20 protein-coding genes are annotated in these 21,644 nt (G+C 64.3%); 5 read left to right on the top strand and 15 right to left on the bottom strand.

Translation table 11 applies throughout. The features are described 5' to 3' along the window. Positions 1 to 58 precede the first annotated feature (58 nt). Positions 59 to 1,075, top strand: coding sequence for a class 1 fructose-bisphosphatase (locus ACM0PB_RS12620; RefSeq protein ID WP_065179052.1), 1,017 nt, complete (start codon positions 59 to 61; stop codon positions 1,073 to 1,075). A gap of 108 nt (positions 1,076 to 1,183) precedes the next feature. Beyond that, entirely contained in the window at positions 1,184 to 1,891 is a 708-nt protein-coding gene (locus tag ACM0PB_RS12615) for a 2OG-Fe(II) oxygenase (RefSeq protein ID WP_414604504.1), read from the top strand. 55 nt (positions 1,892 to 1,946) lie between these two features. Here ACM0PB_RS12615 and ACM0PB_RS12610 read toward each other — a convergent pair whose 3' ends face one another. The 15 genes from ACM0PB_RS12610 to dnaA form a co-directional block, all read right to left on the bottom strand. Further along, positions 1,947 to 3,038, bottom strand: coding sequence for a PA0069 family radical SAM protein (locus tag ACM0PB_RS12610; RefSeq protein ID WP_005421187.1), 1,092 nt, complete (start codon positions 3,036 to 3,038; stop codon positions 1,947 to 1,949). Positions 3,039 to 3,180: 142 nt separating this feature from the next. Then, entirely contained in the window at positions 3,181 to 3,924 is a 744-nt protein-coding gene (locus ACM0PB_RS12605) for a pyridoxine 5'-phosphate synthase (RefSeq protein WP_005421190.1), read from the bottom strand. 9 nt (positions 3,925 to 3,933) lie between these two features. After that, positions 3,934 to 4,203, bottom strand: coding sequence for a hypothetical protein (locus ACM0PB_RS12600; protein ID WP_005421192.1), 270 nt, complete (start codon positions 4,201 to 4,203; stop codon positions 3,934 to 3,936). A 40-nt stretch (positions 4,204 to 4,243) separates the two neighbouring features. After that, positions 4,244 to 5,704: a cardiolipin synthase gene (cls, locus tag ACM0PB_RS12595; RefSeq protein WP_065179064.1), complete on the bottom strand. Its 1,461-nt coding sequence runs from the start codon at positions 5,702 to 5,704 to the stop codon at positions 4,244 to 4,246. A gap of 182 nt (positions 5,705 to 5,886) precedes the next feature. Continuing rightward, on the bottom strand, positions 5,887 to 6,300 hold the full coding sequence (locus ACM0PB_RS12590) for an ExbD/TolR family protein (RefSeq protein WP_005411740.1): 414 nt from the start codon (positions 6,298 to 6,300) through the stop codon (positions 5,887 to 5,889). Between the two features lie 3 nt (positions 6,301 to 6,303). Continuing rightward, complete coding sequence (locus tag ACM0PB_RS12585) at positions 6,304 to 6,729, bottom strand: ExbD/TolR family protein (RefSeq protein WP_005421196.1); 426 nt, start codon at positions 6,727 to 6,729, stop codon at positions 6,304 to 6,306. Between the two features lie 61 nt (positions 6,730 to 6,790). Next, entirely contained in the window at positions 6,791 to 7,552 is a 762-nt protein-coding gene (gene exbB / locus ACM0PB_RS12580; RefSeq protein ID WP_005411738.1) for a TonB-system energizer ExbB, read from the bottom strand. Positions 7,553 to 7,646: 94 nt separating this feature from the next. Further along, on the bottom strand, positions 7,647 to 8,315 hold the full coding sequence (locus ACM0PB_RS12575) for an energy transducer TonB (RefSeq protein WP_005421199.1): 669 nt from the start codon (positions 8,313 to 8,315) through the stop codon (positions 7,647 to 7,649). 143 nt (positions 8,316 to 8,458) lie between these two features. After that, entirely contained in the window at positions 8,459 to 9,652 is a 1,194-nt protein-coding gene (locus ACM0PB_RS12570) for a tetratricopeptide repeat protein (RefSeq protein WP_005421200.1), read from the bottom strand. Between the two features lie 132 nt (positions 9,653 to 9,784). Then, the gene (locus ACM0PB_RS12565) at positions 9,785 to 10,591 is read right to left on the bottom strand and encodes a M48 family metallopeptidase (protein WP_005421202.1); all 807 of its coding nucleotides are present in this window, start codon (positions 10,589 to 10,591) and stop codon (positions 9,785 to 9,787) included. A gap of 71 nt (positions 10,592 to 10,662) precedes the next feature. Continuing rightward, positions 10,663 to 11,508, bottom strand: coding sequence for a CPBP family intramembrane glutamic endopeptidase (locus ACM0PB_RS12560; RefSeq protein WP_032954741.1), 846 nt, complete (start codon positions 11,506 to 11,508; stop codon positions 10,663 to 10,665). A 67-nt stretch (positions 11,509 to 11,575) separates the two neighbouring features. Beyond that, positions 11,576 to 14,035, bottom strand: a complete 2,460-nt coding sequence (gene gyrB, locus ACM0PB_RS12555; protein WP_005421206.1) for a DNA topoisomerase (ATP-hydrolyzing) subunit B — start codon at positions 14,033 to 14,035, stop codon at positions 11,576 to 11,578. A gap of 112 nt (positions 14,036 to 14,147) precedes the next feature. After that, positions 14,148 to 15,242 carry a DNA replication/repair protein RecF gene (gene recF / locus ACM0PB_RS12550; protein WP_005421208.1) on the bottom strand — a complete coding sequence of 365 codons (1,095 nt, stop codon included), beginning with the start codon at positions 15,240 to 15,242 and terminating at the stop codon, positions 14,148 to 14,150. 987 nt (positions 15,243 to 16,229) lie between these two features. Beyond that, positions 16,230 to 17,330, bottom strand: a complete 1,101-nt coding sequence (gene dnaN / locus ACM0PB_RS12545; RefSeq protein ID WP_005411731.1) for a DNA polymerase III subunit beta — start codon at positions 17,328 to 17,330, stop codon at positions 16,230 to 16,232. A 275-nt stretch (positions 17,331 to 17,605) separates the two neighbouring features. After that, entirely contained in the window at positions 17,606 to 18,937 is a 1,332-nt protein-coding gene (gene dnaA / locus ACM0PB_RS12540) for a chromosomal replication initiator protein DnaA (protein ID WP_014645405.1), read from the bottom strand. Between the two features lie 255 nt (positions 18,938 to 19,192). Here dnaA and rpmH point away from each other — a divergent pair, with 255 nt between their 5' ends. From rpmH to yidC, 3 genes are read left to right on the top strand one after another with little or no spacing between them, the layout of a single operon-like run. Next, complete coding sequence (gene rpmH, locus ACM0PB_RS12535; protein ID WP_005411729.1) at positions 19,193 to 19,333, top strand: 50S ribosomal protein L34; 141 nt, start codon at positions 19,193 to 19,195, stop codon at positions 19,331 to 19,333. Positions 19,334 to 19,338: 5 nt separating this feature from the next. Beyond that, the gene (gene rnpA / locus ACM0PB_RS12530; protein ID WP_072168770.1) at positions 19,339 to 19,833 is read left to right on the top strand and encodes a ribonuclease P protein component; all 495 of its coding nucleotides are present in this window, start codon (positions 19,339 to 19,341) and stop codon (positions 19,831 to 19,833) included. Beyond that, complete coding sequence (gene yidC / locus ACM0PB_RS12525) at positions 19,833 to 21,548, top strand: membrane protein insertase YidC (RefSeq protein WP_005421214.1); 1,716 nt, start codon at positions 19,833 to 19,835, stop codon at positions 21,546 to 21,548. Before rnpA ends, yidC begins: the two co-directional genes overlap by 1 nt. The last annotated feature ends 96 nt before the right edge of the window (positions 21,549 to 21,644 follow it).

Genomic DNA, 21,644 nt, shown 5'->3' with positions numbered 1-21,644 from the left:
ACGCCCCCGCCAGACGGGCGACAATAGGCGTTTTCCCGCTGCCGAGACCTGCCCGACCATGTCCCGTACTTCGTTGACCCGCTTCCTGATCCAGGAACAGCACGCCGGCCGCATCAATGCCGACCTGCGCCAGCTGATCGCCGTGGTCGCCCGCGCCTGCACCAGCATTTCCATCGCCGTCAGCAAGGGCGCCCTCGGTGGCGTGCTCGGCGACGCCGGTACCGGCAACGTGCAGGGTGAAGCACAGAAGAAGCTGGACGTGATCAGCAACGAGATCCTGCTCGAAGCCAATGCCTGGGGTGGCCACCTTGCCGCCTGCGCCTCGGAGGAAATGGACCACAGCCAGCCGGTGCCGGACATCTACCCGCGCGGTGATTTCCTGCTGCTGTTCGATCCCCTCGACGGCAGCTCCAACATCGACGTCAACGTCTCCGTCGGCACCATCTTCTCCGTGCTGCGTTGCCCGACCAACGTCGAGCTGCCGGGCGATGACGCCTTCCTGCAGCCGGGCAGCAAGCAGATCGCCGCTGGCTACTGCATCTACGGGCCCAGCACCCAGCTGGTGCTGACCGTCGGCCATGGCACCCACGCCTTCACCCTGGACCGCGAGAAGGGCGAGTTCGTGCTGACCACCGAGAACATGCAGATTCCGGCGGCCACCCAGGAATTCGCCATCAACATGTCCAACCAGCGTCACTGGGAAGCGCCGATGCAGGCCTACGTCAGTGATCTGCTGGCCGGCAAGGAAGGCTCGCGCGGCAAGAACTTCAACATGCGCTGGATCGCCAGCATGGTGGCCGACGTGCATCGCATCCTGACCCGCGGCGGCATCTTCATCTACCCGTGGGACAAGAAGGATCCGTCCAAGGCCGGCAAGCTGCGCCTGATGTACGAAGCCAATCCGATGGGCCTGCTGGTCGAACAGGCCGGCGGCGCCGCCTGGACCGGCCGCGAGCGCATCCTCGACATCCAGCCCGACCAGCTGCACCAGCGCGTGCCGGTGTTCCTGGGTTCGCGCGAGGAAGTGGCCGAAGCGGTGCGTTACCACCACGCGCACGACGAAGCGCAGGGCTGACGGCTCGACGCCTGACGGCGGTCATGGCAGTTCGATGACATGACCGCAGGGTGACACCGCGGGCGGCAAACGGCACCATCAAGCCGTTGCCGCCGAAGGAATGCACGCATGCACGAGCAGGGCCCGGTCGATTTCATCGAAGTCATCCACAACGCCGTCCCCAGTGAGGTCTGCGCGGCCATCGTCGAGCGCATGCGTGCCACGCGTGGCCTGCTGCCCGGTGCGGTGGGCAGTGGCGTGTTCCCCGAACTCAAGCACAGCAAGGATCTGCGCATCAGTGGCCTGGACGGTTGGCAGGACGTCGACCAGCAGCTGCAGATCGCGGTGTTCAACGGCCTGCTGACTTATCTACGCCGTTATCCACAGGCATTGATCGCGCCGCTGATGTTGCAGATCCAGGACAGCAATAGCCAACCGCGACGCCTGTCTGCCGAGGACTTTCCCGACATGCCGCAACAGCAGCTGGCCGACCTGGCCCGCACCTGCCTTCGTCCGGGTGCGATCAACCTGCAGTGGTACGCCGCGGGCGAGGGTGGCTACCCGTACTGGCACTGCGAGCTGTACCCGAAGGATGCGCAGGCCGAGACCCTGCACCGGCATGTACTGTGGACGCTGTACCTCAATGACGACTTCGACGAGGGCGAAACCGAGTTCCTGTTCCAGGGGCGGAAGATCGCGCCGCGCACCGGCAGTTTGCTGATTGCGCCGACGGCGTTCACCCACACCCATCGCGGCAATCGGCCACAGGGTGGCGACAAGTTCATCGCCACCAGCTGGATCCTGTTCCAGAGTGCGCAGAAGTTGTTTGGGGGGTGACGCCGAACTGCTCGTCGGCCTTGATGTACAGTCGAGCCATGCTCGACTGATGGCCTCAGAACAACGACCCTTGCGGCGAATCCTTCTTCGGCGGCAACGGCTTCTGGAACCGGCTGCAATCCAGCTTCGGCCAATGGCTGTTCTGCGCATTGAATCCCAACCGCTTGCGCGCCAGCTTGAAGCGGTTGTTCAACAGATCGGCATACACGCCCTGGCCGCGCATGCGGGTGCCGAACTGGCTGTCGTAGTCCTTGCCACCACGCAGCTGCTGGATGGTACTCATCACGTGCGCGGCGCGATCGGGATGATGGGTATCGAGCCAGTCGCGGAACAGTGGCGCCACTTCCAGCGGCAGGCGCAGCAGCACGTAGCCTGCGGTACTGGCGCCTGCATCGTGCGCAGCCTCCAGCACCGCTTCAAGTTCGCTGTCGTTGATCCACGGAATCACCGGTGCCACCATCACGCCCACCGGGATACCCGCGTCATGCAGGCGCTTCATCGCGCGCAATCGTGCATGGGGTGCTGATGCGCGCGGTTCCAGCTTCGCGGAGAGATGCGGGTCCAGCGAGGTCACCGAGAAATGCACACTGACCAGGTTCTCCGCCGCCAGCGGCGCGAGCAGATCAATGTCGCGCTCGACCAGTGCGTTCTTGGTGATCAGCGAGAACGGATGCCTGGTTTCCAGCATCACTTCGATCAGCTGGCGGGTCAGCTTGAACTTGCGCTCGATCGGCTGATATGCATCGGTGTTGATGCCCAGCGCGATCGGCTGCGGCACGTAACCGGGTTTCGACAGTTCCTTGCGCAGCAGCTGAGGCGCATTGGTCTTGGCGAACAGCTTGGTCTCGAAGTCCAGGCCAGGTGACAGGTTCAGATAGGCATGGGAAGGGCGCGCGAAGCAGTAGGAACACCCATGCTCACAACCGCGATACGGATTCACCGACTGGCTGAAGCCGACGTCTGGCGAAGTGTTGCGGGTGATGATGCTGCGCGCGGTCTCGGCGCGCACCTCGGTGCGCAGGCGCGGCGCGAGGAACTCCTCGCTCTCATCGACCGCCCAGCCGTCGTCCACCGCCTCGCTGACGGTGCTTTCGAAGCGCCCAGCAAGGTGGGACGTGGAACCTCGGCCCTTGATCGCAATACCCATTGCGGCAGGGTACGTCGCCACCGTCTCAATGGCTGCGACGGCTGTCTGAAGGGTTCAGGGCAAGTCTGAGCCGAGCGTGGGCTCGGCTCTACAGTGGATACGGATACCTTGTAGAGCCGAGCCTAGGCTCGGCTGCAATGCATCAAAGCAGCGCCAAGTACCCGCGCACGGTGGCATCCAGCCCGTCATACAGTGCCTCGCCGATCAGCGCGTGGCCAATCGACACCTCCAGCACGTCCGGCACGTGGCCCAGGAAATCGCGCAGGTTGTCCTGCGACAGGTCGTGCCCGGCGTTGACGCCCAGGCCCACCGCCTGCGCCCGCCGCGCCGCAGTGGCGAACAGTTCGAGCATTGCCGCAGCGTCGCCCGCCGCATGCGCCTCTGCGTAGGGGCCGGTGTACAGCTCGATGCGGTCGGCACCGACCTCGGCAGCCTGCTCCAGCGACGGGTTGCCCGCATCCACGAACAGGCTGACCCGGCAGCCCATCGCCTTCAGTTGGGCAATCAACGGGCGCAAGCGCTCGGCGTCGCGTTCGAAGTCGAAACCGTGGTCGGAGGTGATCTGGCCATCGCCGTCGGGCACCAGGGTGGCCTGCGCCGGACGGGTCTGTTCGCACAGCGGCAGCAGCCCCGGGTACCCCTCGCGCGGCGGCGCAAATGGATTGCCCTCGATGTTGAATTCCACGCCACGCGCGCGGGTCAACGTGGACAGGGCCAGCACGTCCTCAGCGGTGATGTGGCGGCGGTCCGGCCGCGGATGCACGGTGATGCCATGCGCGCCGGCATCCAGGCAGGCCTGGGCGGCGCGCACCACGTCCGGTTCGGCACCGCCGCGCGAATTGCGCAGGACGGCGATCTTGTTGACGTTGACGCTGAGCTGGGTCATGGAACGGAACTACTTGGAAAGAGGGGACGGATCGTTGTCGTTGGCGTCATCGTTGCGGCGCGCCTGGGCCTGCTCGCGCAGGCGGCGCAGTTCCTCGGCATCGATCAGGGTGGCCGGGTCGCGCTGCAGGTCGCCGAAACGGGCCACGTAACGACCGCGTACCCAGGCCAGCAGGAAGCCGAGCGCCGCCAGCAGGCACAGGGTCATCAACCCCGCGCTCGGGGTCTTCAGCGCGAAGGCAAAGCAGCCCAGCGCCAGCAGCAGGTACAACCAGTACATAGTCGGGCTCCCCGGATGATCGCCGCAGTGTAGCGCTGCATCACAGCAGCGGCGAGGCCAGCCGGGCGAAGGCCTCGGGCAGGCGGTGCAGCCACAGCGAGCGCCCGGCCTGGTCATGCACCCGGGTGGCGCAATCGAATTCACCCTGCAGCAGCTCGGCCAGGGCCGCCACGCGGTCCCGGTCGCTGATCATCATCGACAGCTCGAAGTTCAGGCGGAAGCTGCGGTGGTCGAAGTTGGCACTGCCGACAATGCAGACGTCGTCGTCGGCGATGAACGCCTTGGTGTGCAGCATGCGCGGGCCGTACTCGTAGATCTTCACGCCGGCATGCAACAGCTCATCGAAGTACGAGCGCGCGGCCTGGGTGACGAACCACGAATCGCTCATTTTCGGTACCAGCAGGCGCACGTCCAGGCCGCCCAGCGCGGCCGAAGTCAGCGCCATCCGCGCCGCTTCACCCGGCACGAAATAGGGCGTCACCAGCCACACCCGCTCGTGCGCTTCCTGGATGGCGGCGACGTGCAGCCGGTGGATCGTCTCCCAGCCCGAATCCGGGCCGGACACCAATACCTGCGCGTTGATCGCGCCATCCCCGCGCAGCGGCATATCGGCCGGCCACAGGCGGGCGATATCCATCCGCGAGGGTTCCTGGCCACTGGCGTAGAGCCAGTCCTCGGCGAACACCAGCTGCAGACTGCGCACCACATGACCGCGGATGCGCATGTGCAGGTCGCGATAAGCGTCGGGCCTGCGGCTTTCGTCTTCCTCGTCGGTGATGTTGATGCCGCCAGTGAAGGCCAGGCGGCCATCGACAATCACCAGCTTGCGGTGCGTGCGCAGGTTCAGCCACGGGCGCTTGAACGGTTTCAGCAGCTGCCGTGGGTGGAACCAGATCGCTTCACCGCCGGCGTCGAGCAGGGGCTGCAGGAAACGGCGGGGCAGGGCGGATGAGCCCACCGCATCCAGCAGCAGGCGCACCTGCACACCGGCACGTGCGCGCTCGACCAGGGCATCGCGCAGGGCGGTGCCTGCGTGATCCGGATTGAAGATGTAGTACTCCAGATGGATGTGATCGTGCGCCTGTGCAACGGCTTCCAGCAAGGCCGCGTAGGTCGCCGCACCGTCCACCAGCCAGGTCACTTCGGTGGCACTGCTTGGGGCCAGTCCGGTCGTTGCCTGGGCAACCTTGGCCAGTTCGGTGCAGTCCGAATCGGGCGGGCAGACATCGCTGTAGTGCTCCATGCCCGAGCGTGCACGGCCACGACGCAGCCGTTGCCGCTTCACCTTCTGCGGGCCCAGCAGGTAGTAGATGAAGAGCCCCAGATAGGGGAGCAGTGCCAACGAAAGGATCCAGCTCAGCGTGGCCACCGGCTCGCGCTTCTGCAGCATGATCCAGCCCGCCAGCGCGAACAGGTACAGCAGGTAAGCCACCGCCAGGATCGTGCCGAGGTGGGCGATACCGTCGAGCCAATGGCGCAGGGAATCGAAGAGGGCAAGCATGCGCCGATCATAGCGGCGCATGCTGCCGGATGGGGTCAGATCCCTTTTCCGAAGGAAAGGCGTTCTGACCCCATCCCATGTGCCAGGACGAGATCCCATGTGCCAGGACGAGGACAAAAAAACGCCCCTGTCTCCAGGGGCGTCTGCAGTCGCGTCATGACTGTTGTGTTGCGGTGTCGCGTTTACTGCTGCACAAAACCGATCTTCTTCATCTGAGCATTCTTCGCGGCGGCCAGAACCTTGGCCATCACGTCGTACTCGGAATCCGGGCTGGCGTCGATGCGCAGTTCCGGCTGGTTGGTCGGGTCACGCTGGACCTCCTGCTCCATCCGCTGCTGCAGCTCGCTGGTATTGATCGGGCTGTTGTTCCACGAGACCTGGTTGCTGGCGTCGATCTTCAGTTCGATCGGCGGCGGCGGTTCGACCAGCTGCGGCGGTGGGTTGAGCACACGCTGCGGCAGGTCCACGGCGATCGGGTACGTCATGATCGGCGCGGTCACGATGAAGATGATCAGCAGAACCAGCATCACGTCCACGAGGGGCGTGACGTTGATGTCTGCCATGGGGCCCTTGCCACCACCACTACTGAATGCCATGGCTTATTGCCCCTTTTCTTTGGTCGCAACGAAGCCGACGTCCAGCATGCCCTGTTCCTGCGCGACCTTGGTCAGGTCGTTGATGACGCGCATCTTGGTGGTGCGGTCACCACGCAGGTTCAGCGGCGGCTGCGGGGTCTGCTGTGCGGCGGTCGCCAAGCGGGACTCGAGAGTCTGCTTGTTGATTTCTTCGTCGTTCCAGTAGATCGAGCCGTCTTCCTTGACTGCCAGCGTGATCGGGTTCGGACGCTTTTCAGCATCTTCCGGCTTCTGGATCAGGTTGGCTTCCGGCAGATCCACCTTGACCTTGTGGGACATCAGGGGCGCCGTGATGATGAAGATGATCAGCAGCACCAGCATCACGTCCACGAGGGGCGTAACGTTGATGTCGGCCATGGGGCCGCCGCTGTTACCACTACTGAAAGCCATAACGGGCTCCGTCTAGATCTTGGTGACTACTTACTTCGTCGCTGGGTGACGCGCGCCGCAATCAGCGGACGCGCGAACCGGTGGCGAAGAAGTCGTGCAGGTCGTGCGCGAAGGTATCGAACTTGCTGATGGTCGCGCTGTTGATCTTGCTGAAGAAGTTGAAGGCGAACACGGCCGGGATTGCGACGAACAGACCGATCGCGGTCATGATCAGCGCTTCACCCACCGGGCCGGCAACGGCGTCGATCGAAGCGGAGCCGGTGGCACCGATCTTGATCAGCGCGCCGTAGATGCCCCACACGGTACCCAGCAGACCGACGAACGGAGCGGTCGCGCCGACGGTAGCCAGCAGGGTCATGCCCGACTGCAGCTTGTTGCTTTCGCGGGTGACGGCCTGACGCAGAGCGCGGTCGACGAACTCCGAACGGCTCAGGTTCTCACCGACGCCGCCGGTAGCACCGCCTTCAGCGCGCTGGTGGTGGGCGGCTGCCTGGGCAGCGTCCAGGGCGATCTTCGAGAACGGCTCCGAAGCCGGCTGCTCTTCCATCGCACGGATGGCGTCCTGCGCGTTCGGGGTGTCCCAGAACAGGCTGACGACGCGATCAGCGGCGCTCTTCAGGCGGGTGGCACGGAAGATGTTGATGACGGTCCAGTACCAGGACATGGCCGACATGGCGATCAGGGTCAGCAGCACGACCCAGGAAACCGCGAAATCACCCGGCTTGGTGGTCATTTCGTGGATCAGGTGCTCGAAGCCCATCTGCGACAGGGCGTTGGACGGATTGCCCCCGGCAGCAGCGGCGATGAAAATTTCCTGCAGCATGACGCTTACCTTTGTTGTGTGTGGTGATAAAGGGTGTAGCTAAGCTAAACAATCGAACCGGGAGCGGGGGTGGCCAGGCGGACACCCGGGCGCATCAGTTCAGCGCAAAGTTGACCGGGACGCGAACGCGACCTGCCGTCTTCTTACCGCCTGCTTCAGCGGCGTTGAAGCGCCACTTGCGAGCCGCTTCCATCGCAGCACGGTCCAGGTCGCGGTTACGGCTGGACTTTTCCACCGTGACATTGGTGACGTTGCCGCTGGCATCGACATCAATGATCAGGATCACTTCGCCCTGGATACCTGCGCGGAAGGCTGCCGGCGGGTAGCGCGGCGGATTCATGGCCTTCGACGAGATGTCCACGCTGGCCTCGATCGAGGTCGGCGGTGCCGGCGGCGCCGGAGGCGACGGCGGGGTGACGATATCGTTCGGGCGCGGCTCCGGCACGTCGACAACCGGCGCCTGCGGCGGCGGCGGTACGGGCGACGGCTTCGGCGGCGACAGATTCTTCACCGGCGGTGGCGGAGTATCCTGCGGCGGCGGCGGCGGCGGCGGCGGTGGGGGCGGCGGCGGCGCGTCGACGATGGTCACCATGACGTTGCGCTCCTTCTCCGCGACGGCCTTGGGAGCCACGGCGGGAATCAGGAGCATCATGAAGGCGGCCAGATGCAGGGCAATTACAAACGCGATGCCGACGATGCGAGGCCAGCTCAGCCCCTTGTCATCGGGTTGTTCGTACCGGTGAACGACTAGTTGTTCCGTCATGCGCCAAGAGCTCAATAGTGGGGCCGGAATCCCGGGGGCGGGATCCCTGATCAGCGGTGCATGACACCGCAGGAACCTCCAAGCTTATACCAATCCTGAGCGCCTGCGCATCAACTGAGCAGGCATTCAGGCGTTATTCCTACTTACTTCAGGTTGATGATTTTTTTGGCATCAGCCTGGTTCTTCACGCCCTTCGCCAGCGCCTGCTGGGCGGCCTGCTTGGCCTCGGGGACGCGACCTTCGGCATGCAGGACGCGTGCCAGGTTCAGGTAGGTCTCACCGTCCTTGGAGAGCGGGGCGGCCTTCTGCCACGCATCGATCGCCTGCGGCACCTGGTCGGAGTAGTAGTAGGACTGGGCCAGCGCCAGGTAGACCTGGTAATCCGGCTTCAGGATGCCCTTCTGCAACCCTTCGTTGATGACCGCGATGACGTCCTTTTCCTTGTTCTCGGTGTTGGCATAGATCGAGTACAGCTGCTTGTACTCGCGCTCTTCGGTGAGCTGGCCGCTGCTGCGCAGCTTGTCCATCACCGCGGCGGCCTTCGGCATCTGGTCAGCCTGCATGTACATGTTGGCCAGATTCAGCTGGGCCTTCTTGTCCGACGGGTTCTTGGCCGCCAGCGCTTCTGCGGCCTGCACGGCCTCACCGGTCTGGCCGGCTTCGGAAAGGGCCGCCATCAGCAGCTGGTTCCAGTTGTCCTTCGGCTCGGCAGCGCCCGCGATGGCCTGCTTCAGCACCGGGATCGCTTCCTGGTAGCGCTCCAGCTGGTACAGCGCCTGGCCCTTGGCAATCAGCTCTTCCGGCTTGGTCGACTTGCTCTCGGCGAAGTACTTGTCCAGGGTGGCCAGGCCTTCGGCAGTCTGGTCTTCCTGCAGCTGCAGCTGGCCCAGCATCAGCATCGACTGGAAGTGGCCGTTGTTGTCCAGGCCGTTGAACTGGATGACCTGCTTCAGGTAGGCGATGGCGGCCGGGGTGTCGTCGGTCTGGTAGGCGGCCTGCGAGGCCAGCTGCGCGGCCAGCGACTTGTCGTACTCGTTGGAGGCGCTGTCAGCCAGGATCGCGTCAGCCTGCGTGCGCGTCTCCGGGAACTTTTCCTTGTTGTAGCTGTCGATCATTTTCTGCAGCTTGCTGCCCATCTTGGCCGAGGCCTTGGCGGTCGGCTCCTGGCGGGTCGCATTCGGGTACAGCGGTTCGGCCTTGGCCTGCTTGCTGCTGCCGCCGCGGCTGCCACGGTCGGAGGAACGCGAGGACTGCGCGAAGGCATCGGTGACCACGGCGCCGGTCAGGGCGGTCGCGACGAGGACGGAAAGCACAGCTTTGTGGTTACGGAAAATCATCGTTCACCTCGATCGAACCGCCGGATAGCGGCAAAGTCGGACTGTCAGAAAAATCTGAGCCGCCAAACGTATCAGAAACAGATGGCGTGAGAAATCGTTTTATGTGCTGCAATACAGCATAGAACTGCGCACTCATCCGCACTTTGGCCGCAGCCCGGCCGCCTGGGCCTGCTGATAGACCGGCGCCAGGCCCGGCGCGTCGCGTCGCAGCTCCTGGATCCGGTTGGCCGGATCGGGGTGGGTGGACAGCCATTGCGGGCTTCGACCGCCGCTGGCGGCCATCATGTTCTGCCACAGATCCACGGCCTGGGCCGGGTTGAATCCGGCCTGCGCCATCAGCCGCTGGCCGATCACGTCCGCCTCGCTTTCCTGGGTCCGCGAGCCGGGCAACAGGAAGGCCGCCTGCGCGCCCATGCCGCCCAGCTGATTGACCGTATTGGCGGCACCATCGCCATAGGCGGCACCGGCCAGCGCGCCCAGCACGGCCAGGCCGGTCTGCGCGCCCATCTGCCGGGTAATGCGTTCCTCGTGGTGACGCGCGATCACGTGGCCGATCTCATGACCGATCACGGCAGCCAACTGGTCCTGGTTCCTGGCGACGGTGAAGATGCCGGTGTTCACGCCCACTTTGCCGCCGGGCAGGGCAAAGGCGTTGGGTTCCTTGTCGACGAATACGGCAGTCTCCCACCGTACCCCACGGTACTGAGGCGGCAGCTGTGCGACCAGCGCATTGACCACGCACTGCACGTAGCCGTTCTGGCGGCCATCGGTGCTGATCTTCTCTTTCTGCTTGGTCTCGGCAAACGCCTGCGCACCGAGCTGGTCAAGCTGTGCCTGCGACACACCGCCCACCATCTGCCGTCGTCCGGTTGGCGAGGTGGTGGTTGCACAGGCACTGACCAAGGTGGTGATGACTAGAGCCAGCAGCAGTTGTTTCATGGGTCCGCCCCCGTGTTCATGTGCGCAGTGTGTAGCGTACCTGCTTAATCTTTCGTCAAGCGGGCACGGCGTTACGTTGACCCCAGGAACACCATCGCGGCGAGCGCAACCGCGTTGTTCAGCGCATGCGCGGCAATCGCCGCCCACAGGGTGCCGGTGCGGCGGTACAGCCAGCAGAAGGCGGCGCCCATGCCACCGTACACCAGCCACAGCTGCGCCATGCCGAGCAGCGAGTTCTTGCTGACACCGGGCACTTCATGGACCAGGGCGAACGCCAGGCTGCTGAGGATCAGGCCCAGCCAGGGGCGGCCGGCTTGCCACAGGCGCCCGAACAGGACGCGGCGAAACAGCAGCTCTTCGTAGGCGGGGGCGAGGACGACCGCAAACAGCACCAGGAACAGCGGGAAGCGAGCGATCGCGCTCTGCATCAGTTCCACGTTGGTGGGCACCGGCTCGATGCCGAACTGCTTGGAAAGGAAGGCGATGCCGTTGCTGCCGAGCACGATCAGCGTGGCCACCAGCAGGGTCCAGCCCCAGGTGGACGGCCGCAGCAACGCCTGTCGCGACGCCATGCGTTCGCCGGCGCTTGCCGGGCGTCGCCAGAAGTACAGCAGCAGCGCGGCGCCACCGGTGGCGATCAGGGCCATCAGGATCTGCGCCAGGGCACCGGGCTGGCCCACTGCCGCGCCGACAGCGTCAGGTGTCAGTCCGCCATTGGCCTCGGCGTTGGCGCGGCTGACCACGATTGCACGGTAGAAGCCCCAGAACAGGCCGGAGACCATGCTCAGGCCGACCAGGGTAACGGCGGCGATGCCCAGGTCGATGAAGAAGCCTGCCAACGGTGCCACGGCGCGCGGTGGGGTAGACACCGGCGGAACCGGGGGCGGGGCGGCGGAGACCGGGGTGGATGCGGACATCAGGTACCTGTGTTCAAGGGACGAAGGCCGGTGCAGCTCCCCGCGCACCGGCCAGGTCCCGATTGTGTCAGATATCCAGGTTGGCGACTTTCAGCGCATTGTCTTCGATGAAGTCGCGACGCGGCTCGACGACATCGCCCATCAGGGTGCTGAAGATCTGGTCGGCAGCGACCGCATCCTCGATGCGCACCTGCAGCAGGCGACGGGTCTCCGGGTTCACCGTGGTATCCCACAACTGCTCCGGATTCATTTCACCCAGACCCTTGAATCGCTGGATCTGGCGGCCGCGCTTGGCCTCCTCGAGCAGCCAGTTCTGCGCCTTCGCGAAGCTGTCGACTTCGATCGACTTGGCGCCGCGGGAAATCGTTGCACCTTCGCGCACCAGGCCGTGCAGCAGCTTGGAGGCCTGGTGGATCGCACGCAGTTCGCCACTCTCGAACGCCGACATCGGCAGCACCTGGATGTGCTCCTCGCCCATGTGGCGACGGGTCACCAGCACAGCGGCGGGGCGTTCCTCGTTGGCGTCCTGCAGTTCCAGGCTGAAACGCGGGCTGCCCAGGCTGCCCTGGTTGAGGCGCTTGGCCAGCGCATCCAGGCCTTCGCCTTCGCCCGCATTGCGCAGGCTGTCCATGTCCATCGGCACGAAATCGACCAGCGCTTCGAGCAGGTTGCGGTCATAGCGGTGCGCGTTGCGTTCGATGGAATCGAGCGCGGCGGCGTACGCCAGCAGCAGCTTCTCCAGTGCCAGGCCTTCGATGCCCGGTTCGCCGGTGGCCGGCACCAGCGCGGCGTTTTCCACCGCACTGCTGGCCAGGTAGCTGTCCAGCGCCGGATCATCCTTCAGGTACAGCTCCTGCTTGCCCTGCTTGATCTTGTACAGCGGCGGCAAGCCGATGTAGACGTAACCGCGCTCGATCAGCTCCGGCATCTGACGGTAGAAGAACGTCAGCAGCAGGGTGCGGATGTGGGCGCCGTCGACGTCGGCGTCGGTCATGATGATGATCTTGTGGTAACGCAGCTTGTCCGGGTTGTACTCGTCGCGGCCGATGCCGGTGCCCAGCGCGGTGATCAGCGTACCGACCTGGTCGGAGGACAGCATGCGGTCGAAGCGCGCGCGTTCCACGTTGAGGATCTTGCCGCGCAGCGGCAGCACCGCCTGGTTCTTTCGGTTGCGGCCCTGCTTGGCCGAGCCACCTGCCGAGTCACCCTCGACGATGAACAGTTCGGACAGCGCCGGATCCTTTTCCTGGCAGTCGGCCAGCTTGCCCGGCAGGCCGGCGATGTCCAGCGCGCCCTTGCGGCGGGTCAGGTCGCGGGCCTTGCGGGCGGCTTCACGTGCACGCGCGGCGTCGACGATCTTGCCGGCAATCGCCTTGGCTTCGTTCGGGTTTTCCTGCAGGAACTCTTCCAGGCGCGCACCGAAGGCGTTTTCCACCGCCGGACGCACGTCGGAGCTGACCAGCTTCTCCTTGGTCTGGCTGGAGAAGCTGGGATCCGGCACCTTCACCGACAGCACCGCGATCATGCCTTCGCGCATGTCGTCGCCGGTCAGGTTGATCTTGGCCTGCTTGGCGATGCCGTTCTGCTCGATGTAGTTGTTGAGCACGCGGGTCAACGCACCGCGGAAACCGGCGAGGTGGGTACCGCCGTCCTTCTGCGGGATGTTGTTGGTGAAGCAGTACATCGTCTCCTGGTAGGAGTCGGTCCACTGCAGCGCCACCTCCACGACGATGCCGTTGTGCTCGCCGGTGACGGAGATGACATTCGGGTGCAGCGGGGTCTTCAGCTGGGCCAGATGCTCCACGAAGCTGCGGATGCCGCCTTCGTAGTGGAAGTCATCGCGACGGCCGTCGCCACGCTCGTCGGCAAGGACGATCTTGACGCCGGAGTTCAGGAACGACAACTCGCGCAGACGGCGGGCCAGGATGTCGTAGTGGAATTCCACGTTGTCGTGGAAGGCGACGGTGGACGGCCAGAAGCGCACGGTGGTGCCACGCTTGGTGGTGGCTTCCAGCTTGGCGAGCGGGGTCACGGCTGCGCCGTTGCTGAATTCCTGCTGGTAGTGGGAGCCGTTCTGGAACACGTCCACCAGCAGCTTCTGCGACAGCGCGTTGACCACGCTGACGCCGACGCCGTGCAGGCCGCCGGAAACCTTGTAGCTGTTGTCGTCGAACTTGCCGCCTGCATGCAGGACGGTCATCACCACCTCGGCGGCGGAGACCTCGCGACCGAGCTTGGCGCTCATCTGCTCGTGCTTGCCGGTCGGAATGCCGCGGCCGTTGTCGGACACCGAGACCGAGCCGTCAGCGTGGATCGTCACCGCGACATGGTCGGCGTGGCCGGCCAGCGCTTCGTCAATCGAGTTGTCGACAACCTCGAACACCATGTGGTGCAGACCGGTGCCGTCATGCACGTCACCGATGTACATGCCGGGTCGCTTGCGGACAGCCTCCAGGCCTTCCAGGGCGGTAATGCTGTTGGCGTCGTAATTGCCGTTGTTTGCCGGGGTGTTCTGTTCGTCGCTCATTGCGCTTGCCGTAGGCTCCGCAGGTCGGGCACCGCTTGGGGCGATGTGCCGAGAATGAAAGGATTCCAACCCGAATTATACCAGCCGGGGTCGAGTGGCCCTGATGTGCCCACTATGGCACAGCCACGATCTGTGCATGTTCCACGTGGAACCGGGCGATCTGGGTCAATTCCTGCAGGGCCGCCGGAGGCTCAGTAGCGGTGACGAAGATCTGCGCCGGGCCGGTGAGCAGGCGCTCCAATACCCGCGCCTGGTGGGTCCGATCCAGTTCGGAGGCCAGATCGTCCAGTGCGATCACCGGCCATTCGCCGCGCTGTTCTGCATAGTCCTCGGCCTGCGCCAGCAGGCACGCCAATGCGGTCAGCTTGGCCTGACCGCGTGACAGTGCATCGCGACCAGGAATGCTGTGGAAATCCACGCTCCAGTCCGCCCGGTGCGGCCCAACCGAGGTGTACCCGGCCTGGCGGTCACGATCCCGGGCCAGAAGCAGAGCATCTGCCAGGGGAAGCTCATGCCGACGCCAGCCCGGACTGAGTTCCAGGGCCTGGATGCCGAGTTGCGGCGCCAAACTGGCAGCCAGCGCCACGGCACGCTGCTGCAGCCGCTCGAGGTAGTGCTGACGCCGGCTGGTAAGGGGCTCTCCGGCCTCAGCCAACTCGTGATCCCAGGTGTCCAGCATCCGCGACGGGCCGCCCTGCTTGAGCAGGGCATTGCGCTGCTTCAGCGCCCTTGAATAGCGGCGCCACAAGGACAGGAAATCAGGTTCCACGTGGAACAAACCCCAATCCAGAAAGCGACGGCGGGGCTCGCCACCGCCGCTGACCAGCGCATGGCTGCCGGGCTCAAACGTCACTACCGCCAGCGCTGCGCAGAGGTTGCCGAGCTGAGCCACATCTTCACCGTCCAATCGTCCCTTCCAGTCCTGCCCACTGTGGCGCAGGCCGGCCTTTCGGCGATGCGGCGCGTGGTCGGCACGCTGTTCGTCCCATTCCACGAAGATCTCCAGCGCCTCCTGGCCCTGGCGCACCAGTCCATCGCGAACCCTGCCGCGGAAGCTCCGGCCATAGGCCATCAGATGCAGGGCCTCCAGCACGCTGGTCTTGCCGGCACCGTTGTCGCCAGTGAGCAGGTTCAGCCCCGGCTGGGGCAAGAGATCCACCGCACTGAAGCGACGCAGTTGGTGCAAGGCGAGGCGGCGGATAAGCATGGGGCGCGAACGACCATCCGCTCGAGGCGGTAGAGGGGCAGGGAATCCATCAGCTTACTGCATCGGTCAAGCCGGACGCGCTGCACCCGCATCGATGCGGAGCAGAAGCTCCCGCTCACCAACTGATCGCGGGTTCCACGTGGCGCCGGTTCACCGGCATGCCCGTTTCCAGCTCCGGACGCAGCTGAAATTCCTTCAATTCTGCACAGGGTTGCGGGGCGTGGCCCGCCAGATTTCAAGATTTCAGGACCACGGCCGCAGGTGTTTGATGAGCGCTTGCCCGGCCGGGTGAGCGGGCGGGCGCCCGGATTCCTCCAAATCTGAGATCCGATGCCCCGGGAGGTTCCACAGATTTCAAAGAATCCGGACCATTCGTTTCACGCTGTCCACAGCGGGACTGTATGACTTATACACAAGGTATGGGCAATCTGTGGATAAAAAGGCCCTTTTGCCTGGGTCTGGAAACTATCCACAGGTTCCCCCCCAGCCTGAGGCGCCTCTATACAGGGGGTTTCACCCTAATAAATTCCTTTTAAATCATGCAGATAACACATTTTTCCACGAAATCTGGCTCTACCATCACCACCATGCTTTAGATTTATACCCAGATTTAGAAGCTAGGCTTGGCCCGATCTGTCCCGAATGGGTCCTGTGGACAGAGAGGATTTCAGGAACAGCGAGCACGGTCGCCGCAGCGTGGATGCGCTTCGGCACCCGACCAGACAGGTCCATAGCAACTGCGTTGAGACCCCAGGTACCGGCCCCGATCAAACATGATTCGGAGGCAGTCCCTGGCATCGACTCAAAGTCCCGTCGCCAGTTCGGCCTGGGAAGCAAAGCGCACGCAACCGGGTCCATCAAGGAAGATGGTGTCCGTTCGAATTCCGTGCTGGAAAGGGTTCAGCCCGATGATCCACGTGGAACGTAAAAAAAAACGCCCGGGAGCTTCCCGGGCGTCGTTATGTTCCACGTGGAACCGGGCTGATGTCAGAGACGCAGCGGCATGACCACGTGGCGCGACTTCTCGCTACTGGACTCACGCACCAGCGCCGAGGAGTTGGAGTCGCGCAGCTGGATGATGACTTCCTCATCGCGCAGGGCGGAGAGGGCATCCAGCAGGTAGTTCACGTTGAAGCCGATGGCCAGATCGCTGACCGTGGTATCGGCTTCGATCTCTTCCTGGGCTTCCTCCTGCTCCGGGTTGTGCGCGCTGATCTTCAGGTTGCCCGGCGACACTTCCACGCGGATGCCGCGGTACTTCTCGTTGGACAGGATCGCAGCGCGCTGCAGCGAGGCGCGCAGCGCTTCACGATCAACCTTCACTTCACGGTCGGCACCGATCGGAATCACCGCTTCGTAATCCGGGAAGCGGCCATCGATCAGCTTGGAGGTGAAGGTGACATCGTCGCGCTTGACGCGGACGTGGCTGCGGCCGACTTCCAGCTCGATCTCGCGATCACCGCTTTCCAGCAGGCGCTGCAGCTCGGTCACGCCCTTGCGCGGCACGATGATCTGGCGCTTGGAACCGCTCGGCTTGGCCAGGTCGGTTTCACACAGCGCCAGACGGTGGCCGTCGGTGGCAACGGTACGCAGGGCGTCACCGCGCAGATCGAACAGCAGGCCATTGAGGTAATAGCGCACGTCCTGCTGCGCCATCGCGAACGCGGTGCGCTCGATGAGCTCCTTCAGAGTCGCTTCGCCGATGGCCACGCGCTCAGTGGCTTCCACTTCGTCAACCGACGGGAAGTCATTGGAGGGCAGGGTTGCCAGGGTGAAGCGGCTACGACCAGCCTGCACGGTGATCTTGTCTCCGGTCTGCGAGACGGTGATCCGGCTGCCATCGGGCAGGGCACGGATGATCTCGAACAGTTTGCGGGCGGGAATGGTGGTTTCGCCGTCCTGGGCGTCTTCAACCGCGATCCGCGACACCATCTCCACTTCCAGGTCGGTACCGGTCAGCGACAGCTGGCCGTTCTGCACCTGGACCAGGAAATTGGCCAGAACCGGAAGGGTCTGGCGGCGTTCGACCACGTTGACGACCTGTGCCAACGGCTTGAGAAAGGCTTCGCGCTGCAGTGTGAAACGCATGTGGTTCCGTGCCCCTATGCTTTAAAAAATGTGGAATAAATCAAAAGCTTGGTGGTGCTGGTAGAGACAGAATCGCTGGAAAACAATGCTAAGTCTTTGTAAATAAAGGAGTTTCAGGCATCGAAACCCTCTGTATTACCGACCCCCAAGGGGTGGGGAAAGCTGTGGATAAATTCGACGGGATTTCAGACGCCATTTTTATCCACAACGTGTCCCGCGCTTGCTACCGGATTCTGCACCGTTTTGTGCGATGACGCCTCATCGGCATCCGTGCATCATTCGCTCAGCTTCCGGATCAGCTTGTCCCAGTCTTCGCGGAGCTTGCCGTCGGTTTCCATCAGGGTCCGGATCTGGCGGCAGGCATGCAGCACCGTGGTGTGATCGCGACCGGCAAAGGCGTCGCCGATCTCGGGCAGGCTGTGCTCGGTCAGTTCCTTGGTCAGGGCCATGGCGACCTGGCGGGGGCGAGCGAGCGAGCGGGTCCGACGCTTCGACAGCAGATCCTTGATCTGCAGGCCGTAGTAGTCGGCAACGGTCTTCTGGATGTTGGGAATGCTGATCGCCTGCTGCTGGGCGCGCAGCAGGTCGCGCAGGGTTTCCTGGGCGAATTCGGTGGTGATCGCGCGGCCGGTGAAGTTGGCGCGGGCGGTCAGGGTATTGAGCGCGCCCTCGAGGTCGCGCACGTTGGAGCGCATCTTCTTGGCGATCAGGAACGCAACATCATCGGGAATCTCGGCACCGCGTTCGCGCGCCTTGGCCAGCACGATCGCGGCGCGGGTCTCGAAGTCCGGCGGTTCGATCGCGACCGACAGGCCCCAGGCAAGCCGCGACTTCAGGCGCGCTTCCAGGCCTTCGACCTCGCGCGGATAGCGGTCGCAGGTCAGGATGATCTGCTGCTTGCCATCGAACAACGCGTTGAAGGTGTGGAAGAACTCTTCCTGCGTGCGGTCCTTGCCGGCGAAGAACTGGATGTCATCGATCAAGAGCGCGTCCACCTGCTGGAACTGGCGCTTGAACTGATCCATGGTCTTTTCCTGCAGGGCCCGGATCATGGCGCTGAAGAACTGTTCCGAACGCAGGTACAACACCTTTGCACCTGGATTGGCCTGGCGCATGGCGTTGCCGGCGGCGAACATCAGGTGGGTCTTGCCCAGGCCCGTGCCTCCGTACAGCAGCAGCGGGTTGTGCGCCCGGTCGCCCGGCTTCTGCGCTGCCTGGAAGGCGGCGGCCAGGCCCAGCTGGTTGCTGCGGCCTTCGACGAAGTTGGCGAACGTGTAGTGGCTGTCCAGGTTGCCGGCGAACGGCACCTGCGGTTCGCTGGACACATGCGCCGACGGCGTGGAAACCGGCGCGTTCTGCGCCTCCACGGGGCGCGGGCGCGAGCCGATTTCAAGAAAAACGTCGCTGAAACCGGCGAAATGCGCCAGCAGCTCGCGGATCCGGGCCAGGTACAGCTCGCGGACCTGGTCGACGATGAAGGCATTCGGTGCATACAGCACCAGGCTGTCCACGCGCAGATCGGCCTGCAGCGGCTTCAACCAGGTATGAACGTCTTCCGGCGGGAACTCCGCTTCGAGGCGCTCGAGACTACGGGACCAGGCATCCATCAGCAATAATCGTCCGGTGGCCGGGGCATGGACGCGACAAGGCGCCCAAACACAGGCCGGAAAGGGGGGAAATGGATGGCTCAGACTACCACCGAGCGCCCGCCTTCGGAATGCTTGTCCCCTACTTATTCACAAAAACATCCACAGCTATTGCACAGCCCGGTGAATTCGCGTAGTCCCCAGGGGTTGACGTGAGGGGGGAGACCTCTCTAGAATTTCCGGTTCTTTCCGTCCCATTCATACGAGAGGCCCCCAATGGCCACGAAGCGCACCTACCAGCCCAGCAACCTCAAGCGTAAGCGCGACCACGGCTTCCGTGCCCGTATGAAGACCGCTGACGGCCGCAAGATCCTGTCGCGTCGCCGCGCCAAGGGCCGCAAAGTCCTGAGCGCCTGATTGCCATGCCGCACCCTGCGGCAGACGCAATCCCTTCGACAGTGAATACTGCAGACCCGCGCAAGCGATTCCCTCGCTCTGCGCGGGTTCGCACGCGTGCCGAATACTCAACGGTCTTCAACGGCGCCCGCCGTGTGTCCGATCCGCTGATGACCCTGCACTGGCTGCCGGCTGACCGGCCGGCCAGGCTGGGTCTGGCGGTTTCCCGCAAGGTCGATCCGAACGCCGTTGGGCGTAACCGGATCAAGCGCGTCCTGCGCGACATCCTGCGTCAGACACGTACCGATATCCAGCCAGGCGACTTCGTCGTCGTGGCCCGTAGTGCTGCGCGTTCCGCCAGCAACGACGAGATCCGCCAGGCCTTCCTGCGCCTGCTGCGTCGCCTGCGTGCATTGCCCGCGCCGGGCGTGGACGGCACAATGCCGCCGCCTGATGGCATCGCAACTCCTTCTTTGACCGAGCCGGCATCGCGTCCCGGCCCCGCCGAGCCTGTCCGCTGATGAACCAGACCCGCGTATTCCTCATTTTTGCCTGGCTGATGGTGGCCGTGCTGCTGTGGATGGAGTGGAGCCGTGAAAAGGCTGCTCCGACCCCGCCACCGACGACCACGTCGGCCCCGGCTGCCGTACAGAGTGTTCCGGGCGCTGCCTCGGGCAGCATTCCCAGTGCACAGGTCCCGGGCGCCCCGGGCCAGGCCGCTGTGCAGGCGCAGGCCAGTGCCACCCCGGCCAGCCAGCGCGTGACCGTCACCACGGACGTGCTGCGCCTGGTGCTTGATGGTGGCCGCGTGCTCGACGCCGAGCTGCTGCAGTTCCCGCAGACCAAGGACGAAGGCAGCCCGCCGGTTCGCCTGCTGACCGAAGACCCCGCGCATCCGTACAGCGCGATCAGTGGCTGGGCCAGCGAAGACAAGAACACCCCGGTTCCCGGCGCCGACGGCTTCAAGCTGGTCGGTGACACCAAGGACTTCGTGCTGGCCAAGGGCCAGAACGAGCTGCAGATCCCGTTCGTGTGGACTGCCGACAACGGCGTGACCATCAAGCGCACCCTGACTGTCTCGCGCAACGAGTACGCCGTGCGCTTCAAGGACGAAGTCAGCAATGCCGGCGCCGCGCCGTGGAACGGCTACGTCTACCGCACCCTGGACCGCACCCCGACCATCCTGTCGCGGAGCATGACCAACCCGGACTCCTTCAGCTTCAACGGTGCCACCTGGTACGACAACGACAAGAAGTACCAGCGTCGTGCGTTCAAGGACTACCTGGAAGACGGCACGCTCAACCAGAACATCACCGGCGGCTGGCTGGCGATGCTGCAGCACCACTTCTTCACCGCCTGGATCCCGCAGAAGGACCAGACCGCACACTACGTACTGTCGCAGGTGGCCGGTCGTGACCTGATCGAAGCGCGTGGCCCGGCCTTCACCGTGGCCCCGGGCCAGTCCACCAGCACCGAAGCCCGCCTGTGGGTCGGCCCGAAGCTGGTCAACCTGATTGCCAAGGAAGACGTGCCGGGCCTGGACCGCGTGGTCGACTACAGCCGCTTCTCGATGATGGCGGTGATCGGCCAGGGCCTGTTCTGGGTGCTGAACCAGGTGCACAAGCTGGTCGGCAACTGGGGCTGGGCGATCGTCGGCCTGGTGGTGCTGCTGAAGCTGGTGCTGTACCCGCTGTCGGCGACCCAGTACAAGAGCGGTGCCAAGATGCGTCGCTTCCAGCCGCGCATCGCGCAGCTGAAGGAACGCTATGGCGATGACCGCCAGAAGTTCCAGACCGCGATGATGGAGCTGTACAAGAAGGAAAAGATCAATCCGATGGGCGGCTGCCTGCCGATCCTCATCCAGATGCCGATCTTCTTCGCCCTGTACTGGGTGCTGGTGGAATCGGTCGAACTGCGCCAGGCGCCCTGGTTCGGCTGGATCCAGGACCTCACTGCACGCGACCCGTACTTCATCCTGCCGGTGATCAACGTGGCGGTGATGTGGTTCACCCAGAAGCTGACCCCGGCACCGGGCATGGACCCGATGCAGCAGAAGATGATGCAGTTCATGCCGCTGGTGTTCGGCGTCATGATGGCCTTCATGCCGTCCGGCCTGGTCCTGTACTGGGTGGTCAACGGCGGCCTGGGCCTGCTGCAGCAGTGGTGGATGACCAAGCGCCATGGCGGCGAGCCGGTCCCGGCCACCACCGCTCCGGCCCCGGTCAAGAAGAAGTAATCGGCAGAGCCGGCCACGGGCCGGCCGACCCCAGCAGAAGCCCGCCGCAAGGCGGGCTTTTCGCATGCGGCGTTAGAATCGCCTGCATACCGTTCC

The organism is Stenotrophomonas sp. AR029, from assembly GCF_047520695.2.
Taxonomy (GTDB): domain Bacteria; phylum Pseudomonadota; class Gammaproteobacteria; order Xanthomonadales; family Xanthomonadaceae; genus Stenotrophomonas; species Stenotrophomonas sepilia.
The sequence above is the reverse complement of the archived record's forward strand: the minus strand, read 5'-3'. Positions and strand labels throughout refer to the sequence as shown.